The 19,644-nt window shown below is 45.0% G+C and carries 15 protein-coding genes and 2 pseudogenes; 9 read left to right on the top strand and 8 right to left on the bottom strand.

Features of this window, described 5'->3' with window-relative positions; all coding sequences use genetic code 11:
* Nucleotides 1-287: 287 nt before the first annotated feature.
* Complete coding sequence (locus tag QUB13_RS03810; protein WP_333379091.1) at nucleotides 288-1,004, bottom strand: pentapeptide repeat-containing protein; 717 nt, start codon at nucleotides 1,002-1,004, stop codon at nucleotides 288-290.
* 354 nt (nucleotides 1,005-1,358) lie between these two features.
* Nucleotides 1,359-2,684, bottom strand: a complete 1,326-nt coding sequence (locus QUB13_RS03805) for a peptidylprolyl isomerase (RefSeq protein ID WP_333379089.1) — start codon at nucleotides 2,682-2,684, stop codon at nucleotides 1,359-1,361.
* Between the two features lie 238 nt (nucleotides 2,685-2,922).
* Between QUB13_RS03805 and QUB13_RS03800 the strand changes: the two genes are divergently transcribed.
* The gene (locus tag QUB13_RS03800; protein ID WP_194066295.1) at nucleotides 2,923-3,474 is read left to right on the top strand and encodes a peroxiredoxin; all 552 of its coding nucleotides are present in this window, start codon (nucleotides 2,923-2,925) and stop codon (nucleotides 3,472-3,474) included.
* 310 nt (nucleotides 3,475-3,784) lie between these two features.
* On the opposite strand, the gene QUB13_RS03795 is transcribed toward QUB13_RS03800, so the two are convergent.
* Nucleotides 3,785-4,324, bottom strand: a complete 540-nt coding sequence (locus tag QUB13_RS03795; RefSeq protein ID WP_333092582.1) for a phosphate-starvation-inducible PsiE family protein — start codon at nucleotides 4,322-4,324, stop codon at nucleotides 3,785-3,787.
* A 379-nt stretch (nucleotides 4,325-4,703) separates the two neighbouring features.
* Between QUB13_RS03795 and QUB13_RS03790 the strand changes: the two genes are divergently transcribed.
* A complete protein-coding gene (locus QUB13_RS03790; RefSeq protein ID WP_333092581.1) occupies nucleotides 4,704-5,306 on the top strand; it encodes a superoxide dismutase in 603 nt (200 codons plus the stop codon).
* A 522-nt stretch (nucleotides 5,307-5,828) separates the two neighbouring features.
* Nucleotides 5,829-9,638, top strand: a complete 3,810-nt coding sequence (locus QUB13_RS03785) for an amino acid adenylation domain-containing protein (protein ID WP_333379086.1) — start codon at nucleotides 5,829-5,831, stop codon at nucleotides 9,636-9,638.
* A gap of 155 nt (nucleotides 9,639-9,793) precedes the next feature.
* Here the strand turns inward: QUB13_RS03785 and QUB13_RS03780 are convergent.
* Nucleotides 9,794-10,931, bottom strand: a pseudogene (locus QUB13_RS03780) (IS4 family transposase).
* 384 nt (nucleotides 10,932-11,315) lie between these two features.
* On the opposite strand from QUB13_RS03780, the pseudogene QUB13_RS03775 reads away from it, so the two are divergent.
* Both QUB13_RS03775 and clpS read left to right on the top strand, forming a co-directional pair.
* A pseudogene (locus tag QUB13_RS03775) lies at nucleotides 11,316-11,846 on the top strand (bifunctional acetaldehyde-CoA/alcohol dehydrogenase); the annotation flags it as partial.
* A 243-nt stretch (nucleotides 11,847-12,089) separates the two neighbouring features.
* Nucleotides 12,090-12,383, top strand: coding sequence for an ATP-dependent Clp protease adapter ClpS (clpS, locus tag QUB13_RS03770; protein WP_194008643.1), 294 nt, complete (start codon nucleotides 12,090-12,092; stop codon nucleotides 12,381-12,383).
* Between the two features lie 299 nt (nucleotides 12,384-12,682).
* On the opposite strand, the gene QUB13_RS03765 is transcribed toward clpS, so the two are convergent.
* Both QUB13_RS03765 and QUB13_RS03760 read right to left on the bottom strand, forming a co-directional pair.
* Entirely contained in the window at nucleotides 12,683-13,180 is a 498-nt protein-coding gene (locus QUB13_RS03765; protein WP_333379084.1) for a plastocyanin/azurin family copper-binding protein, read from the bottom strand.
* Between the two features lie 145 nt (nucleotides 13,181-13,325).
* On the bottom strand, nucleotides 13,326-14,444 hold the full coding sequence (locus QUB13_RS03760) for a tocopherol cyclase family protein (RefSeq protein WP_333379082.1): 1,119 nt from the start codon (nucleotides 14,442-14,444) through the stop codon (nucleotides 13,326-13,328).
* 238 nt (nucleotides 14,445-14,682) lie between these two features.
* On the opposite strand from QUB13_RS03760, the gene QUB13_RS03755 reads away from it, so the two are divergent.
* Together QUB13_RS03755 and QUB13_RS03750 are read left to right on the top strand one after the other, a co-directional pair.
* Nucleotides 14,683-15,264: an Npun_F5749 family FMN-dependent PPOX-type flavoprotein gene (locus QUB13_RS03755; RefSeq protein ID WP_333379080.1), complete on the top strand. Its 582-nt coding sequence runs from the start codon at nucleotides 14,683-14,685 to the stop codon at nucleotides 15,262-15,264.
* The gene (locus QUB13_RS03750; RefSeq protein ID WP_333379078.1) at nucleotides 15,261-15,455 is read left to right on the top strand and encodes a hypothetical protein; all 195 of its coding nucleotides are present in this window, start codon (nucleotides 15,261-15,263) and stop codon (nucleotides 15,453-15,455) included. The genes QUB13_RS03755 and QUB13_RS03750 overlap by 4 nt, the downstream gene beginning before the upstream one ends.
* Before the next feature lie 47 nt (nucleotides 15,456-15,502).
* Here QUB13_RS03750 and cysE read toward each other — a convergent pair whose 3' ends face one another.
* Both cysE and QUB13_RS03740 read right to left on the bottom strand, forming a co-directional pair.
* Nucleotides 15,503-16,294, bottom strand: a complete 792-nt coding sequence (gene cysE, locus QUB13_RS03745; RefSeq protein ID WP_333379076.1) for a serine O-acetyltransferase — start codon at nucleotides 16,292-16,294, stop codon at nucleotides 15,503-15,505.
* A 278-nt stretch (nucleotides 16,295-16,572) separates the two neighbouring features.
* The gene (locus tag QUB13_RS03740) at nucleotides 16,573-17,055 is read right to left on the bottom strand and encodes a hypothetical protein (protein ID WP_333379074.1); all 483 of its coding nucleotides are present in this window, start codon (nucleotides 17,053-17,055) and stop codon (nucleotides 16,573-16,575) included.
* 128 nt (nucleotides 17,056-17,183) lie between these two features.
* Here QUB13_RS03740 and QUB13_RS03735 point away from each other — a divergent pair, with 128 nt between their 5' ends.
* Entirely contained in the window at nucleotides 17,184-17,396 is a 213-nt protein-coding gene (locus QUB13_RS03735; RefSeq protein WP_333379072.1) for a hypothetical protein, read from the top strand.
* Between the two features lie 203 nt (nucleotides 17,397-17,599).
* Nucleotides 17,600-19,411 carry a penicillin-binding protein 2 gene (gene mrdA, locus QUB13_RS03730; RefSeq protein ID WP_333379070.1) on the top strand — a complete coding sequence of 604 codons (1,812 nt, stop codon included), beginning with the start codon at nucleotides 17,600-17,602 and terminating at the stop codon, nucleotides 19,409-19,411.
* Nucleotides 19,412-19,644: the final 233 nt, after the last annotated feature.

The following is a 19,644-nucleotide window of genomic DNA, read 5'->3' as shown; positions in this document are numbered from 1 at the left end:
GCGTGCTGTTCTGGCTCTGTTAAAAATTGTAACAGATGCGTGCAGCTTCGGTCGGAAATTTGAGATAGATTTTAGCGATATTGACTGGTTGGGAGTTGAAAGGTCGATCGCACCCTGCTTTTAACGGAATCTTGACACCATCCTCAACCAGCTTTTAGGAACTTTTGTTGACTGGTTCAGAAAATTAATACATTGTGGAACAGGCCGGAAAGCCTGAAAAAAGTCAGGCATTGTGAAACAGGCATTTTACCTGTTATTACTGGTTTTGGAGATAATTCAAAGCGAGTTTACTTTAAATTAAAGCCAACTTCTTCATTAATAGATCCGTCGGGCATTATTGCCCCAGCCAGCACCGCACCTCTGAAATTTGCTTTCGTTAAAATAGCACCTTCTAAATTAGCATTGCTCAGATTTGTGACTTGTTTGGAACCTCTAAAATAAAAGCTGTGCAAGTCAGCACCTGTCAAGTTCGTATCTGCCAAATTAGCATATTGCAAGTCAGCACCGTGCAGCGTCGCATCAGTTAAATTAGCTTCAGTGAGATTGCTTCCCCAAAGTCGAGAATCTAACACATTAGCATCTTGTAGGTTGGCGCGACTGAGATTTGCTAGAGTCAGATTAGCGTCCCACAATTTGGTGCGGTTTAAATTAGCTTCAGTCAAATTTGCTCGACTGAGAGTAGTACCCAAAATATCAGCATTTGTCAAATTGGCGCGGCTGAGATCTGCGCCCGAAAGGTCAGCATTTTTTAAATTAGCACCAGACAAGTTAGCGCCGGACAAATTAGCGCCACTCAAGTTGGCTTCAGTGAGATTAACTCCCTGCAAATCGGCAGCGCTCAAATCGCACTGCTTCCACAAAAAGCTGACGCACCAATTATCTTTTAATAGCTGACTCAAATCCTCGGCATTCGCGGCGATCGCAGGAGGAGTTAAGTAGAGAGTGAACAGGGCGATCGCCAGCACTGTAGCAGCTAAAGTTTTCAACCTCAGAACTCTGTTCATTGACACTAATTTGCGCGATAAATTCTTGATGTACAATCAAAGCATAGCAAATAACCAGAAACTTTCACCGGTAATATTACTCAAAAATATTAGTAAAATGTCGATCGGGGTTGATCCAGACACGAACTTAACTATGGCCGTGACGGGCGATCGCTAATAATCCGGTTATTTCGCAGATGCTTTGTAGGCAAACAATTTGTTTCATAAAAACCGGGATAGCAGTTCGATCTCTCATATGAAAGATCGATCGCTCAAATTAGACAACTGCGGTATTAGTTAAATTTGGAAATCGGGAATTAGGAATCTATCGTCGCGTAAGGTGCGATATCAGCACCCTACACCTATAGGTTAAAGTTAGCCGAGTCTGAACGCAGCGTCGCCTACTGGCAAGTCATTCGGACGAGAAATAGTAGCAAAATCAACGGCAAAAACAGCACTTTGAACTGCTGCGGCCGTAGCATTTTGAACATTAGCCAAAGTAGCCCCGCCTGATTGAATTAAAGTGTTGCTTCCAGATTGAGTAAATACCAGACTTGCCAAACTGGTACCGCCAATGCCAATGCGATCGCCCTGCTGCGATATAAAATCAGTAATTGTATCCGTTTCTCCATCACCTGCGATTAAAACAAAAGTATCTGCACCTGCGCCACCAGTGAGAGTGTCGTTGCCTAAATCTCCAATCAAAATATCGTTGCCATCACCACCAATTAACACGTCATTCCCTTTGCCACCTCTCAAAAAGTCGTTACCAGCATCGCCATTGATAGTATCGTCGCCGAGATTTCCGTTGATAATATCGTTGCCAACACCGCCACTAATTAAGTCGTTACCTTTGCCACCTCTAAGGAAGTCGTTGCCTGCTTCGCCTGTAATAGTATCATTGCCTTGGCTACCGTTAATCGCATCATCAATCGGCGAACCGACGATGCGATCGTTTCCACTACCGCCGAGCACGCCGCTGGGGTTTTGCTGAGAATCTTGGGTGGTAACTTGATAGTTATTCGGGGCATCAGGCAATCTGAGTGCTCGCAAAGACAGATTTACAAAATTGGTAGTATTAACCAAATTGTTCAGCAAACCAGTATCGCTAATGATGTTGGAAACCCGACTCGGGACGATTCCTCCAACGACTTTAGCGCTCGAAATGCGATCGCCCTGCTGCACCGCATTCACCGTTTCAAAACCTTGAACAACATTGCCAAAAACAGCATAATTGCCATCCAAAAACGGCAAAGTATCCAAAGCAAAATAGAACTGCGAAGAAGCCGAATTCAAAGCAGTAGCCCGAGCCATTGCCACAGCCCCGGCAGTGTGCTTCAACTGCGGTGTCTGAGTCACAACTTGGTTGTAAACAGGTTGCGCCGCGCCTTGCGGCTTGATTTCCAAAGGAATAAAACGCGGCCCATTAGTATCCGGGTCAATAAAATTACCTGTTCCCAATTGACTTGCGGGAATTGTAGGATCTTTGCTGCGCGGATCGCCTCCTTGCACCACAAAAGGATCTGGCTGGCGTACCACTCGGTGAAACATCACCCCATCGTAGATGCCCCGTTCAACTAAATCAACAAAATTTCCCCCAGTAATCGGGGCATTAGTGCCGTCAACTTCGATCGTAACGGGTTGACCGTTAATTACCTGGACTACTGTAACTTTGCCTGTTAACGGGAGTGCAGCGCTCATAAGTAAATTGTGATTTGAGTGAGTTATCTCTTGACTAATACCAAATCCTGGCTAAATATCCGCTTTATTTCTTAACCTGCTAAGGCTGGTTCCCTCTGTCGAGAAGCGGTTTTAACCGCCGAATCATCAAAGGGTAGCTAACACCGGATTTGGTTTCAGAAGCAATCCGCGAATTGCCCCTACCCATTTAATCAGAAAACTGTAAACTTGTCTTAAGTACAATTCTACTTGTGAATTTATGATTTCCCGCCGCAAGTTTTTTAGCACTTTATTGGCAATTTGTCTAGTCTTTCTCAGTTATAATTTTGCGGCCCCTGCCTTTGCCCTCGGCGGCAAGCTGCCGGCGGTGAATCAAGCTGCACCGGATTTTAGTTTGCCGACAAACAGTGGCGGCGGACAAGTGTCCCTCTCCGATTATCGCGGTAAGTGGCTGGTAGTCTATTTCTATCCCAAAGATTTTACATCGGGTTGTACGATCGAAGCGCGTCGATTCCAGCAAGACTTGCCGAAATACTTGGCAAAAAACACTCAAATTATCGGCATCAGCGCTGATGATGTCAACTCCCACGCAGAATTTTGCGATGCTGAAGGTTTAAAATTTCCGCTGTTAGCTGATACCGACGGCCAAGTCAGCAAAGCTTACGGTTCTTGGATGAGTTTTATCTCGGCGCGGCACAGTTTTATTATTGATCCTGAAGGCACTTTGCGGGAAACTTTTGTTAAGGTTAACCCGGCGATTCACTCGCAAGAAGTGTTCGCCCGTCTGGAGGAATTGCAGGCTGAGGGTTAATATCGCGCCCCGTCGGTTACACAAAAACGGTTCCTAGTGCGGACTAAAGTCGGCCCTCGGCCCAGGAATCCTGTCCGCAAGCGCGATTCTTAGTTCTTGGGGTTGGGCGATCGCACAGGATGTAATGTAATGGAGCGCGATCGTCCAACCCCAATCAAATAAAATAGTAGTGAAGAATTCCAGTCCTCGGAAAACGCAAAAAACTTGCATTCCGAACGCTATCATGTTTATTTTTCCGAAAACAATGGCTAATAACGCCACCATCTGTAAAAGAGCTAATCTCAAATCTCAACTCGCCATTTAGCCCTACTCAATGAGAATTAAAATTGCTATTAACTGCAACAGGTTCTGAAGAAGACTTTGACTCTAACTGATTCTTCCTTTTGCTAGCAAAACGGCGTTCCGGGTCAATTCCCTCAAAGGTGGGCGGCAACCAAACTCGGACTACCAACAACACTCCCAAAACCAGCAAAAATGCTCCTGTTGATAATATTTGAATCCAGGGAGTTTCCAGCACTCCCCGCACGATTACTTCTCGCAAAACTGATACAATACAAACTTCAACAGCCACACCAATCGAAACGCGCTGTTCTTGCAAATAAATAATTAGCAGCCGAAATAATTCCACTAAAACTAATAGAAATAGAATATCGGCCGTCACTTGCTGGAAATTCAAAGGAGGTAACAGCGAGAAAAACATTTCTCGCAGTTCGATGACCATAAAGCTGAACAAACCGATACACAAAGAAATTACAATTAAATCTTGAATTGTTTCGAGAACGCTGACTATTAGTTTCAAATTCAACCACTGCGGGGGGTTACTTGTATGGTTAAGTGAACGATTTTCCATTGACAGCTCCTGCAATCTGTTTGACCTGCTTACAGCTTAAGTTAAATAAAGTCACTCTTTGACAAAAAATAGGTTTAATTTATTTATAACTATTATCATACTTCCCTGTGTTGACCATTTCCCCCCCCAAACTTTTATTTATCGCGCAAGTGGGTTGACATCTTGGCAATGTTTGTGCTAGCCAGCCCATAGTATTAGTAGATTTGGTGAAAACCAGAATTCAAAATTCAAAAATGCTGCAACTGAGATAAAATATAAAAATTGTAAAGAATTATTTACGACAGCTTGATCAACTCAAGCTAGGGACTTTAGGCTCGAATCAATGAAAAGCCGGAAAGTCAACCGAAAAACAACAGCCACCTAGAGAGGATTGAACACAATGGCATTTACACTCGCACCATTACCCTTCGCCGCTGATGCCTTAGAGTCAGATCATATGTCGGCTAACACGTTTTCGTTTCACCACGATAAGCACCACGCTGCTTACGTGACCAATCTCAACAAAATGATTGAAGGCACGGAACTTGCCAGCAAATCCCTGGAAGAAATTGTGATGGCATCTGCTAAAGACCCATCCAAATCAGGCATTTTCAACAATGCAGGTCAAGTTTGGAACCACAATTTCTTTTGGAAGTCGCTCAAACCAGGTGGTGGCGGCACTCCGACAGGAGCTTTAGCTGATAAAATCAAGGCCGACTTTGGCAGCTTCGACAAATTCAAAGAAGAATTCAAGGCTGCTGCGACAACTCAGTTCGGCAGTGGCTGGGCTTGGCTGGTTTTGGACAACGGTACTTTGAAAGTTACCAAAACTGCGAACGCCGACACTCCGGTAGTACACGGCCAAACTCCTTTGCTGACTTTGGATGTGTGGGAACACGCTTATTATTTGGATTTCCAAAACCGCCGTCCCGACTACATTACTAATTTCTTGGATAATTTGGCTAACTGGGATTTCGCAGCAGAAAATTTGGCTGCGGCTTAGTAGCACCTAAGTTTTAGGATTAAAGTCCTCACTACGAATCTATTAAGTTCGTAGTGAGGACTTTATTTTTTGTTTCCAAGGACTGAAGTTCTCACTACTAGCTTAATAGGTTCGCTTAAGTAGGTCGGCGCTGTAAAACGCAAATATATAAACGACTATAAATCATTCAAATGCACATCTAGCAACACTCTTTAGCCTTATTTACATATTTTTATATTGTTAAGTTTAATATCGCCAACCTACTTAATAAGTGGATGTAAGAATAGGGATGGTAGTTTTGGAACTTCCACTGCCTCACACGGTATCTAATTTGTGAAGATTTCTAAACCCATTTGTAGGGAGAAAAGGATAGTATAACTCTCCTTTCCTCGCAAAGTCGGGACGTTTCCCCTTGTTAGAGCAATGTTGTTGTGATAGATAGAGTTTTGGATAGATAGATGTGTGGACAGATAGACGTCTGGAGAGATATATTTTTAATATTGGGTGCCGAAATATTTAACACAACCTTTTGGAGTATAAAAAATGACAAAAAACGTATCAGTAGTGATTCCATCCTACAATAGCGCCCAATTTTTACCGGAAGCAATTGATAGTATACTTGGGCAGACTCTACCCGTATTTGAGATTATTGTCGTAGATGATGGTTCTACTGATGAAACGAAAGAAATTTGCGATCGTTACCCGACAGTAAAATACTTCTATCAAAACAACCGAGGCCATGCTACTGCACGCAATACTGGTCTGCAGATTAGTACGGGAGAGTATCTTCTCTTCCTGGATAGTGATGACTGCCTTTTGCCTGAAGCGATTGAGATTGGAGTCAAGCATCTCAACACCATGCCAGAGATGGGCTTGGTATTTGGTCGTTATTTCTTCTATTCCATTCAACCCGATGGCTCATACAAAGTAGAAGAGAAATATGAGAACCAGCCTGAAGTTGCTAATTATGAAACCCTTTTGGCTATCCGGCATAGGGTTCAATGCGGTTGTATTATGTTTCGCCGTGCTGCCCTCGATAGTGTCGCCATTGAGTCTATTGGTGCATTTGATCCAAGTGTATTAGCGACCGAAGATTACAATTTATGTCTGCGAATTGCCCGTAATTTTCCTATCTATTTCCACGGTCAAGTCGTTTCTCAATATCGCTACACTGGCAATAACATATCCAGTAAATCGACCTACTTTCTGATCCATGCAATCCGAGATCATTATCAGCAATGGAGTTACGTTCAACAAACAGAAAAAGAAGAATATATAGTTGCTTATGAGCAGGGCAAACACCACTGGATTAATCTTTTTGGCAATCGATTGCCTTACGAAATCCTGAAATATATAGCAGCTAAAAAATGGGTTGCAGCCTTGGGTATTCTGAGATTAATCTTGTATTACGATCCCAAATTGCAATCTATCGATCGGGCCATTTACGAAACATCCTATACAACTCTGATGTCAGAGCTACGAAAGCTCCCCCTTCAAGACTCCTTAGCCTATTGGCAAAAACAACTTGCAGGAGCCACCCCTTTATTACCCCTACCCACTGATCGGCCACGTCCCCCAGAGCAATCCCTCCAGGGAGCTTCTCTGTCTTTTGGCATTTCTGGGGAAATCACGACAGCTCTCAGCCAATTGGGCGGCCAGGAAGGTGTCGCTCTATCAACAACCCTGTTAGCCGCGTTTAAGATCTTGCTCTATCGCTATACAGGTACGGAAGACGTGATTGTTGGCTCCCCCTTTGTGAGCCGTGTGAATGCAGAAAATTTTGTCAATGCCGTCCCCCTTCGTACAGATATGTCGGGTAATCCCACGTTCCCAGAGTTTCTGGGACGAGTGCGGAAAGTTGTTTTGTTAGGGCAAGCCTATCAAGATGTGCCCTATTGCTTATTGGTCGATCAATTTTGTCCCCAGCCCGACTTAAGCTATTCCCCTCTGTTTCAAGTGACCTTTGTCTTTGAGGAAAATATTCCCTTCCAAAGGATCGATCTGTCAAGATTAACAGCCAGTCCGTGGGTGATTGAAAACAACGAAGGAAAGTTTGACTTAACTTTATTCTTAAAACCAACCAGCGCAGGATTGGAGGGGAGTTGGTACTACAGCACGGATTTGTTTGATGCAGAAACTATTGAACGAATGAACGAGCATTTCCAGATTTTGTTGGCTGGGATTGTGGCTCATCCAGAACAATCGATTTCTGCCTTGCCGCTGTTGCCAGAACAAGAGAAAAATCTGTTGCTTGTGGAATGGAATCAGACTCAAAAAGATGAGTCGCAAGAGCTATGCCTGCACCAGTTAATAGCTCAACAAGCAGAAGTAACTCCAGAGAAAATTGCGGTTTCCTTTGAAGGTCAAACATTGACGTACAAAGAACTACATCAACGCTCTAATCAACTGGCCCACTATTTGCAACAAAGAGGGGTGAAGCCGGATGATTTAGTGGGCATTTGTGTCGATCGCTCTCTGGAAATGCTTGTGGGATTATTAGGTGTGCTGAAGGCGGGCGGAGCCTATGTTCCCATAGACCCCAACTACCCTCCCGATCGCGTGGAATACATGATCGAGAATTCCCAAGCCCAAGTATTGTTAACACAACAGCAGCTTGTGAATAGCCTGCCTGCCAAAGAAGCAAAAAAAGCATTGGTCATCTGTTTGGATACGGATTGGCCACTGATTGCCCAAGAGAGTCAGGAAATGCCGCTCGCCAGCGTTACCCCAGAAAATATGGCTTATGTCATTTACACATCTGGTTCTACGGGTAAGCCCAAAGGCGTACAAGTTCTCCACCGTGGGGCAGTCAATTTTTTAAAGTCGATGCGCGAGCAACCGGGGATCAGTGCGACGGATATTTTGCTGTCTGTCACAACACTTTCTTTTGATATTGCAGTCTTAGAACTGTTCTTACCCCTGACTGTGGGAGCGCAGGTTGCGATCCTGAGTCGGGAAGCTGCTATGGATGGCAGAAAGTTATTAAGGACGATCGTCCAATTAGGCATTACGATCCTGCAAGCGACTCCAGTGACTTGGCGATTATTGATAGAATCGGGTTGGGAAAGTCAGTTCCCGCTGAAAATCCTCTCCGGTGGGGAAGCCATGCCCAAAGAATTGGCTGCCCAATTGTTAACCAAAGGTACAGAACTTTGGAATATGTACGGGCCGACGGAAACAACAGTTTGGTCAACGGTTTATCAAGTCAAAGACGCCGAACAGCGAATTTTAATTGGTAAGCCGATCGCCAACACCGATATCTACATCTTAGATTCTCTCCTGCAACCCGTTCCCGTTGGGGTGGCTGGGGAATTACATATTGGTGGTTCAGGATTAGCGCGAGGCTATTTGCAACGTGACGATTTAACCACTGAGAGATTTATTCCTAATCCCTTTCGAGAAACCGAACGAATATATAAGACAGGGGACTTAGCGCGTTATTTGCCCGATGGAAATATTGAGTGTTTAGGTCGCCTAGATTTTCAAGTCAAAATTCGCGGTTTTCGGATCGAACTCGGTGAAATCGAGTCTGTTTTGGTCAAACATTCTAACGTGCAGCAGGCAGTGGTCATCGTCAGGGAAGATTTTCCTGGCGACAAGCGTCTAGTGGCTTATATTGTCGCTCTCAACAATCAGAACCCAAGCATCCAAGAACTGCGAAGTCTGCTCAAGGAGTATGTACCAGAATATATGGTGCCATCTATCTTCGTTTTCTTGGAAGCTCTACCTCTAACACCGAATGGTAAGGTAGATCGTAAAGCTCTACCTGTACCTGAACAATCTCGCGAAGCAGCAATCATACCCGCCACTCAAGAGGCTCTAGATTTGCCCGCCCCTACAACTCAAGAAAAGCCAGAAAAGCCAGAAAAAATTGCCAAGCCCAAGGATGATTTGGAAGTTCAACTCATCAATATTTGGGAACAAGTATTGAATATTTCATCCATCAGTACGACAGATAATTTCTTCGAGATGGGAGGACATTCCCTATTAGCGATATCCCTAATGCGTGAAATAGAGAAAACCTACAAGAAAGAGCTACCTTTACCTATCCTTTTCCAATCACCAACGATTCACCAGTTGGCTCACACCCTTCGTAAACAAAGATTATCGTCTTCTTCGCAGGCTTTAGTCACGATTCAGAAAGGTAGTTCCAAACTGCCTTTATTCTTTATTTACGGCATCTTCCTTTACTATAACTTATCAAGACACCTGGGCAAAGACCAAACCTGTTATGGAGTCTATGTCAAAGAGGAAGTCAATATGTTCCAAAGGAATAAACTTGACCAATCACCAACGCCTTCAGTGAGTATTCCATATCTCAATACGGTTTACTTAAGGCTTGGGAGGCTTTAAGATTTTAAAAATAGGAGGATTAGTTTTTATTCCAGTACCTCTGTGTTTGACTTTTTTGGATTTAAACTTTGAAACAGGTTTTTTGACAACTCTTGGGTTGTTTCTCTGAACTCTTGGCGGCAAAATTGCATCAAGTATCTCCAAATTCAGGCAAGTTAAAAAAAAGGGATTTCCTGTGATTCTAATCGCTGAAATCTTGGAACAGCACGACGAATAACTCGTAATGTACCCGTGAAAGAAATACTTAATGGGGAAATTTCTGCACTATGCGCTGTTTGACAAATTAATGACCTCACAGCCCAATGTCCTAATAATAGACCATAAATTTCTTGTACTACTTCTCTTGGTCTTTGAGAGCGAACATGAGTTTTTCTTTCTAACAGATGTACTTTGAATTCATCAATTGTATTTTCCACTTCCCAACGTTGATGATATTCGGCCGCCAATAACTTTGCCGGAAATTTTTGAGAGTTCAATAAACTTGTAATTAAACGATACTTAATTTCTGCTGTTGGGTCGTTTGAGTTTTCAATCGTGTACTCAATTACTCTGATTTGGATGGGTTTAAATCCTTTTTTTCGCTTATTTGCCTGGCGGATTAATAAAACTTAAGTAAGAACCATCTTCTAGTTGTGTTTCGTTGAGGAATTTAACATTTGACGGAATTCGTCCTAAGTAGTCACAACCCTTGCTGAGTGTGGCTGACACCATCGCATATGAATGTAAACCTCTATCCCACATTAACAACATTTCTTTAGTAACTGAGCGTAATAACCTTAATGATCTGACTCTTTCTCCCATCTTGTATGGGCATATTAAAGCATCAAATATTAAATGTGTTCCTGCTTCTACTAAAATAACTAATCTAGCTTTGGGAAAAGCAGCTCTTGTACCTGGACGGCTACCTGGACGGCCAAAAACTCTGGCATTTTCATCACTATCTGGGAGGTCTAAACAGGTTCCATCTATTGCTACAACTCTCAATCCATTCAGAAAAGCTCCCACTGTTTCAGTTGTAGCCATTGGTCGTACTAACTGATGAAATAACTGGCTCATTACAAGACATCCTAATCTTTTTCGGGCTTTGGTAATAGCTGCCTTGCACGGAATTTTCCAATATTTACCTGTTTTCAACCAGACTTCATTAAGTCCATCAATCAGATTCTTTAGTACGTCGCGCATTGAGTCTTTTGACCATAAGCTCATTGCTACGATCAAACATACTACCAGTTGTGACGGTAGCGCACGATGCCGTTTTTCTCTTGCTTTTGTTTTCAGGATAGCCGATTCTATTTCTGTTGATGGAATCGCTATCTCTATTGCTTTGAATATCTCGCTATTTTTGAGCTTGGGAGATTCTAATAATAATTTTTTGTACGGCACTATACTTGATTTACTTTTGTATATCATATATAGTTTATCACTTGTTCGACCTTAAGTAAACCGTATTGCTGTATAGAGGTAATTTAAGTTGGTGTCAGACGGCAATTTGCTAATCAAATTTAAATTACAATTTCTGACAGCATCCCAGAACTTAGCGCGGTAATAATAACCGTCAGCTACCAAATAACGTACAGATTCTGGCAATAAAGAACGAGTTTCTTTTAAATGTTGATAATAGTCGTCAACTCTTGTTAATTAAGGCATTGAGCTTTGGGGTACTTCTTTTTTAGTCGGTATGCTGCTACGATCGCCGGGATGGCATTTGCGAACGCTTTTCTGGGGGTTTGTCACTCAATGGCTCACCAATTAGGTGCAACTTGTCACGTCCCTCACGGTTTAGCGAATGCGCTGATGATTTCCCATGTAATTCGGTACAATGCAACGGATGTTCCGTTCAAACAAGCGATTTTTTCTCAGAATAAGTATCCTAACAGCAAGTGGCGTTATGCGCGAATTGCGGATTATCTGAATTTGGGCGGGGAGACACTAGATGAGAAAGTTGAGAACTCGATCGCAGCGGTGGAAGATTTGAAGCGTCAGGTAGATATTCCTAGCACTATTCAGGAGGCGATCGCCAGTCAGGGAATGAGTGATGATTTCTTTTTTGCTCGCGTTGAGGAAATGGCCGATCGCGCTTTTGACGATCAGTGTACCGGAGCAAACCCCCGCTATCCGCTGATTGAAGATTTAAAGCAACTTCTGCTGCAAGCATACTCTGACACCAACACTTCTGGGGTCGATCGAGAGTTAACTGTAGTTGGATAAGCTGTACTGCATCTAACGATCGATCGGAAACCGGGTTTTTCAACCAAAATCGTGGGTAGAAACCCTCAATTTCCTGAAAACCCGGTTTCTTTGTCCTCAAATCTCAAATCGAAAAATCGCCCTTGCAAATAAATCGACTTTGGCGATTTATTTGCAAGGGGCGGTTTTAAAGTTCATAAATTGTGATATAGTTGAAGAGGTAACTATTTTACGAATTTTGTAGTTTCAGTGGCTGTTCGCGCGATGACCTCTTCACCAACCATAGCACCCGTTCGATCGAGTCAAGTTACCCGCAAGCCTTATCCTAACTATCGGGTAATAGTCCTCAACGACGATTTCAATACATTTCAGCACGTAGTGGAATGTTTGACGAAATACATTCCAGGGATGACGAGCGATCGAGCTTGGGATCTCGCCAACCAAATCCACAACGAAGGCCAGGCCACCGTCTGGGTTGGCCCGCAAGAACAAGCAGAACTTTATCATATGCAATTGAGCCGTGCTGGACTGACAATGGCTCCGCTAGAATCGACTTAAAAGTCTGTAGAAGCCCGAAAGTTCGACTTTTTGTGGCTAATTAATCTTCAAGCAATACGATATCCGCTGAAGCTAAACTCGATCGGCATAAATATTCGATCTGTTAACTGCCGATTTCCAGCGGATAGACACAGATATAGCCTTTCTGTGCTCTCATATGAGCTACTATCTGGGATAGGGCAAACCGGGCATAGGGCATAAGGCATACCTCACAACGCTTGAGAACCACTATAGACGCAGATAATTCAATGCAGTCTGCGATTGAATTATCTGCTAGTCTCAACTATGGGATAGGAGGATTAAGAGGCGATCGCAATTTTGCCAACCATCCCCGCCTCAGTATGTCCCGCTACGGTACAGCGAAGGTTGTAACTTCCCGATTTCACCGGCACAAACAACCATTCTGCCACCGCCCCTGGTTTAAGTTCCAGTTCGTGAATACTGCCTTTAACTTCCACGTTACCAGCTTCAACTTTTTGAGTCCAACTCGCATCTGCAAAATTTTTGGAAGTGAAATAATGTTTCTGCGGACTGGGATTTTTTAGCACTAATTTATAGCGCTTACCAGATTCAAATTCTAGCTGATTGGGAAAAAAATTTAGTTCTCCAGCTTCGTTACCCAAGCTAACATTAATTTCGGTGATAGGTTGGCGAGACAAATCACCAGCATTGGCAATTGTCGCAGGTATTAAGATTGCACCCAAACATAAAATTAGTCCCAAAATTCTTTTGAGAGTTGGTTGTAATTGTTGGTTTCGGTAGAATTTTTCTAATTGTAAACCGAGTATTTTTATCATGGCTGTTTTACTAATGTTAACTGACTGCTGACTGCTGACGTTGGACGGAAAGATCGGGGGGACAGCACCAATGCCCACTGACTAATGACTAATGACTAATGACTACTTACTACTTACTACTTACTACTTACTACTGACTACTTACTTAATTCGATCGCCAAACTTCATCCCAAGGCCCGCCCCCAACTTCCAAACCAGACAAAGAACTTTGAGCCTCTAAGATAATTCTAGAACGCTGCTTGCCATTTTTTTCCACATTTCCCCCCAAAAACTCTCGCAGTTGCAAGCGCAATTCGCCCTGCGTCGTATCCCGGCAGCAAAAAGCGAGGCCTTTTTCTGTAGGAGCTCGCAGATAAGTACCAGGACTGTTTGTAGTGCCAATTAACTCAACTTCAAACTGACTATTTCTAGCCTGCATTTTCCAGCTTCCCCAAGGTTGAATAGTCCAACTAACTTGCGAATTCCAAGGCACAAATTCGTAAAACTTGCCTCGGTAATGCAGACAAATCATTGCTACCGATTCCATCCACCACAGCACGCCCCGCTTGCCGCCGCCAGCAGTTACAGCTAAATCGCTTTCGCCTTGAAAACAATTGCAATTAATCCAAAACCACTTTTGCGGAAAAGCACCGCCCCAGTTTTTTTCGCTGTAAGCGGGAGCGTCTTTAAATTCGTAGCGTTCGCCGTTCCAATCTATCCAGCCCGTGGCTAAACCGTGAGCCATTAAAATTTGCCATCCAGGCTCAAATATGGGCAGAAAAGATAGCATTCCCGCCGTGGATTTCTGGAGTTCCTGAGAGTTTCCCCAGCCGTAAATAGGTTTGATTTCGTACTGCCAAAAACAGTGACCGCCACTTCCCGGATCGTGCAGATAACCTTGATTCAAAGTAGCAGTAGCTTGATAGCCTTCTTCGACGCTGCTGTCGAATACTTGCGGCTCTAAATATTGGGGTTTAATTTGTAAATCTGTTTTGCCCCAATGTCCAAAACCTAAGCTTTCTCGGTGCGCCCAAAACTTATTTACATCGGGGAAGGTGCGGCACAAATAGCTATCTTTGGGGCCGAGAATTTGGGCAGCACCGCCGCTGTATGGTTGACCACCTCTGGGGTCTTCGATGGAATACATGAAGGCAAAGGATTGTCCGTGAATTGGTAATGTTATTCGGTAGTACCAGCCTTCAAAAAAGCGCCGGGAACTGCCGTCCCAGTGGTAGCCGCTGTGGGGAGTTTCTATAGTTTTGATTTTTGAGAGTGCATTTGACATAAAATTACCAATAGCAGAAAGAAGTGTCAGTTGTTAGTTGTCAGTTGTTAGTTGTCAGTTGTCAGTTGGCAGTTGGCAGTTGGCAGTTGGCAGTTGGCAGTCAACAGTCAACAGTCAACAGTTAACAGTTAACAGTTAACAGTTAACAGTCAACAGTCAACAGTCAACAGCTAACCATTCCCTAATGACTAATGACTCATGACTGATGACTACTGACTAACATGATAGAAGATTAATTATGACTTTAGCACTTTGGCGATCGCCCTTAGCGCAAGCTCTCCACCGCAACCGCAGTCTTGCTTTTGCTCGCTACTTGCAATTAGCAACCGTTCGCGCCACTGGTCGTCCGGCTAACCGCACTGTGGTGTTTCGAGGCTTTTTAGGAGATACTAATCAGTTGAAGTTTATTACTGATATTCGCAGTCAGAAGGCGGAAGAAATTGACCTCTATCCTTGGGGGGAGATTTGCTGGTATTTCCCTAAAACTCGGGAACAATTTCGGATTGCTGGACAACTGATTTTGGTGCGGCAAGACGATGCAGATTCCGAGTTGTTGACAGCGCGCCGCACAGCTTGGCAGGAGCTTTCTGAGGCTGCTCGATCGCAATTTGCTTGGCCTGCACCGGGGGAAGATAAGGCGGATGCTGGTGCTTTTGATTCTGCTTCCCCAGATGCTCACGAGCCGCTACCGAATTTTTGTTTGCTGTTGTTGGAACCGGAAACGGTGGATTTTTTGGAGTTGCGGGGAGAACCGCAGAACAGATCGCTTTACGGGCGCGATGGGGATGGAAATTGGTTTGTGCGATCGGTCAATCCGTGAAAAAGAAGTTATTAGTCAGTTGGCAGTTGGCAGTTGGCAGTTGGCAGTTGGCAGTTGGCAGTTGGCAGTTGGCAGTTGGCAGTTGGCAGTTGACAGTTGGCAGTTGGCAGTTGGCAGTTGGCAGTTGGCAGTTGGCAGTTGGCAGTTGGCAGTTAACAGCTAACAATTCCCTAATGACTAATGACTACTGACTAATGACTAATGACTAATGACTAATGACTACTGACTAATTAAATTTTTAGATGCCGGTGCCGTCGAAAAATTCTTGAATTGCTTTATCTTTTAACTGACAAGCGGCGGCAACTTCGGTTTTTTCAGCTAGGGCTACATTGCTGGTTTTGTTTGAAGTTTGAAATGCTGAATGGGAAGTGGGAACAGAAGTTAAGGAGACAGATTCTTGAGGAATCAAACTTTTTACTTGCTGTTCGAGGGATTCGATGCGATCGAGCAAAGAGCGAATTACCACAGCTTCCGAATCCGGCAAACTGCCGTGTTCTAGGGGATTGACGCGCACTCCCGATCGATATACGATGCGGCCGGGAATCCCTACTACCGTGCAGTCTGACGGTACATCGCGGAGGACGACGGAACCTGCGCCGATGCGAACGTTGTTGCCAATTAGCAGGTTTCCTAGTACCTTGGCCCCGGCACCGACCACTACATTTTCGCCGACGGTAGGGTGACGCTTGCCGCTTTCTTTGCCTGTGCCTCCGAGGGTGACACCTTGGTAAATTAGGGCAAAATCGCCGATTATTGCTGTTTCGCCGATGACAACCCCCATACCGTGGTCTATGAAGACGCTTTTGCCGATCGTTGCACCTGGGTGAATTTCTATTCCTGTCAAAAACCGAGCAATGTGGGAAATCAAGCGGGGGATGAAGGGAAGTCCCAGTAAATAAAGCCAGTGTGCGAGGCGGTGCAGCACTAGGGCCTGAAGACCTGGGTAACAAAACAATACTTCCAGCCAGTTGCGAGCGGCTGGGTCGCGATCGAAAATTATACTGAAGTCAGCTCTAAGGGTATGAAGCACTTTCGGAGTTCCCAATTTTGGTTAAACACGCCACTTTCAATTTTACAATTTTACTAGATCGGGGGAGTTAGATCGTGTTCGGTCGATTACCACAACACAAACGGTTCGTCGTAGCGCGTCCTGGTGTCCGCAACTAAGCTAGCTGCTGACTGACGCACGCGCGAACCAATCTAATCGAACGGACATGATACTAGCGGGCGATCGGGGAGTAAGAGATTGCGGGAGAATTGGAGGATGTAGAATATTTTAGCGTGTCTATCCCACAGCGTGGCTGCGTTCTATTCCTGTAGTGAGATTGTATAGTTAGACTTGACTCCGGCTTCGAGAGTACCGACCCAAATTCTGTAAGATCCTGCTTGCCAGTCTGAATCAACTATGCTGGCATCTTTATTTTGACCTGTATCGTCTCCGCAGCGCACGCTGTTACCGGGGCCTTGTACGACTAAGGTTGTGTCCTTCCCTCCGCTGTTGACTTGGATTGCGAGTTTGGAAAAGTTTTGCTGCAAGACTATGATGTGGTCGGGAGTGGGAGTGGCAAAACCCAAACATTTGTTTTTGTGGCGATCGGCGTTGGCAATGGCAGAGAGAGAGTACGATCCGCCTGTGGAACCTCTCAACATTGCTGTTGGGGAGTCAAAACCTCGCGATAAATTTAAAGTGCCAAAGTTGGCTGTTTCTGCTAAAACTGGTAGGGCGGCGATCGCGCCGATCGCAGCTAAGAGAGCACTGTTTTTGAAATGGACTGGCCGATCGAACCACATGGCAATACTCCTGTGTCACAACTTAAAATTACAACTCAGAATTTACTCGTCTGAGTCCCCAGAATCGGAACTTCCAGAGGAAGAACAATTTTTGTTTAATTGAGTGAAAAACCTTCTGGCTGTTGTTCGTGATTACTATCATCGGAACCGTGACACGTGCGATCGCCCTCGATGGTGCCACTCCGAGTTCTGCCACACGCGATCGGCTCACATCCGAAATTATACGCTCTCAAGATGATCGATATGATAATTCTGGCTTTGCTGTTGACGATCGGTTCCCTCTTGACATGGCTTTTAATAATGTTACCTGTCGATATATTCGGCTGGCTGCACTTCCCTAATTGGCTGAGCTTGACTTTAATTTTGCTGGTTATTTCTTGGTGCTTGGACGATTAGTCAGCAGTCATGAGTTATTAGTCAAAAGCCAATTATCGATCGTTCCGCTTCGCCTAACCCTGAAGGCCGATCGCCCAGGTCTGATGCTGTATACTGCACAATTGACAATCAAGAATCTAAAATCTAGGATTTGACATCTACCTATAGAATGATGCAACGACAAATTTCTTCGCTCTATGAATTTCGCTCTTCAGACAAAACTCTGGGGGAAACTCCCAAGAAACAGTCGCGTCCGATGCACCGGGCGATCGTATTAATGCTGCTGGCAACCGCTTTGCTGGGCCTGCACGCTAGTCGGCTAGTAGAATTGCAACTGGTACAAGGGAAGCAAAACCGGGAACGAGCCGAAAACAATCGCGTTCGCCTAGTGCCAATGCCGGCGAATCGCGGACACATTGTCGATCGCAAAGGCAAATTGCTAGCGGGAAACAATTTAGCTCGATCGGTCTATTTGTGGCCGAAGGAACAAACGCCGGAAGAGTGGAAAGTGACAGCAGAAAAGTTAAGTCCGCTGGTTAAAATCCCGGCCAAAGAAATTTTACAAAAAATAAAAGAGGTCGATCCTCTATCCTACAGACCGGTGCGGATCAAGCAAGCGATGCCGCCAGAAATTTTTGTGCCGCTAGCAGAACAGGTGGGACAAATACGCGGAGTGGAAGTGCGGCCAGAAGCGAACCGCTACTATCCCGAAGGCAGTTTGGCGGCTCACGTTCTCGGATATATTGGCGAAGCTACCGCAGCAGATTTGAAAGCTCACCCGGAATATCCGATGGGGATGATTGTGGGTCAGATAGGCGTAGAAGCGAGTTCTAACAAGCAAATTGCGGGAGTTTGGGGCGATCGGCTGATCGAGGTCAATGCCCAAAATCAAGAACTGCGGCTGATGGGAGAAACACCCCCAACACCGGGCGAGGCGGTGCAGCTAACCATCGACTTGTCCATGCAAAAAGCAGCGGAAACAGCCCTGGGGAACCGCCGGGGAGCGGTCGTCGCCGTGGATGTCAAAACCGGCGCGGTATTAGTTCTCGCCAGCCACCCGACTTTTGACCCCAATCTGTTTACGCGAAAAATCACTAAGGATGACTGGGCAACTCTTCAAGACGAGGCAGATCCTTTTTTGAATCGGGCGATGCAGGGCTACCCCCCGGGCAGCACTTTTAAAATTGTGACTTCTGTCGCCGGTCTCGAGTCAGGTAAGTTTTCCCCAGATTCAATTTTGGGTACTTCGTCTTACATTACTGTGGGGGGAATTGATTTTAACGAACACAGCGGGGGTTACGGTTACATCGGCTTTCGGGAGGCTTTGGCTTTCAGCAGCAATACGTTTTTTTACCAAGTGGGGATGAGTACCGGGCCCGAGCAAATTTCTAAGTGGGGACACCGCTTGGGAATTGGCAAGGATACTGATTTGAATCTTTTGGGGCTAAGTGGCGGCAGTCACGGTCAAATTCCGACACCCGAGGAGAAGGAGAAAATCTATAAAGAACCTTGGTATGCGGGCGATACAGTAACAATGTCGATCGGTCAGGGGTTGGTGTTGGTCACTCCTTTGGAGGCGGCGGTAATGGTGAGTTCGATCGCTAACGGCGGCTATCGAGTCAAGCCCCATCTTTTGACTTCTATGACTGGCACTCCTGAGACTCAACGGGTAAAGATCGGGATGAAACCTTCGACAGTTCGGGTTGTTAAGGATGGATTGATCGCGGTGGTTGCCGAGGGTACGGGACAGGGACTCAATGACGGTTCGATTCCGCTGACGGCGGGCAAAACAGGGACTTCGGAGGTAATCGGACAGGAAGATCACTCGCTTTATGTGGCATTCGGGCCTGCTCAAAAGCCAGAAATTGCGATCGCCGTGATTGTGGAAAATGGCGGTTTTGGTTCTGTTGCTGCAGCCCCGATCGCGAAAGACGTGTTTCAAGCTTATTTTGGGAAGTCGAAAACACCACCCAAGCCTTAGTAATCATTGGCCAAACAGGGCATTGGCCAAACAGGGCATTGGTTGACAAGTAGAGTAAGGTGTAGTCACGACCTGAGAAACCGGGTTTCTTTCAATATTGATCGTTTCTGTTACAAAAACTCGTAGAAACTCGGTTTCTGAGCGTGATAGGCGCATCCGTTACTAATGACCAATGACCAATGACTAATGCCCCATGACTAATGACTAATGACCAATGACTACTGACTACTGAC

Origin of the sequence: Microcoleus sp. B4-D4, assembly GCF_036705185.1 — a bacterium.
Lineage (GTDB): Bacteria > Cyanobacteriota > Cyanobacteriia > Cyanobacteriales > Microcoleaceae > Microcoleus.
The sequence above is the reverse complement of the archived record's forward strand: the minus strand, read 5'-3'. Positions and strand labels throughout refer to the sequence as shown.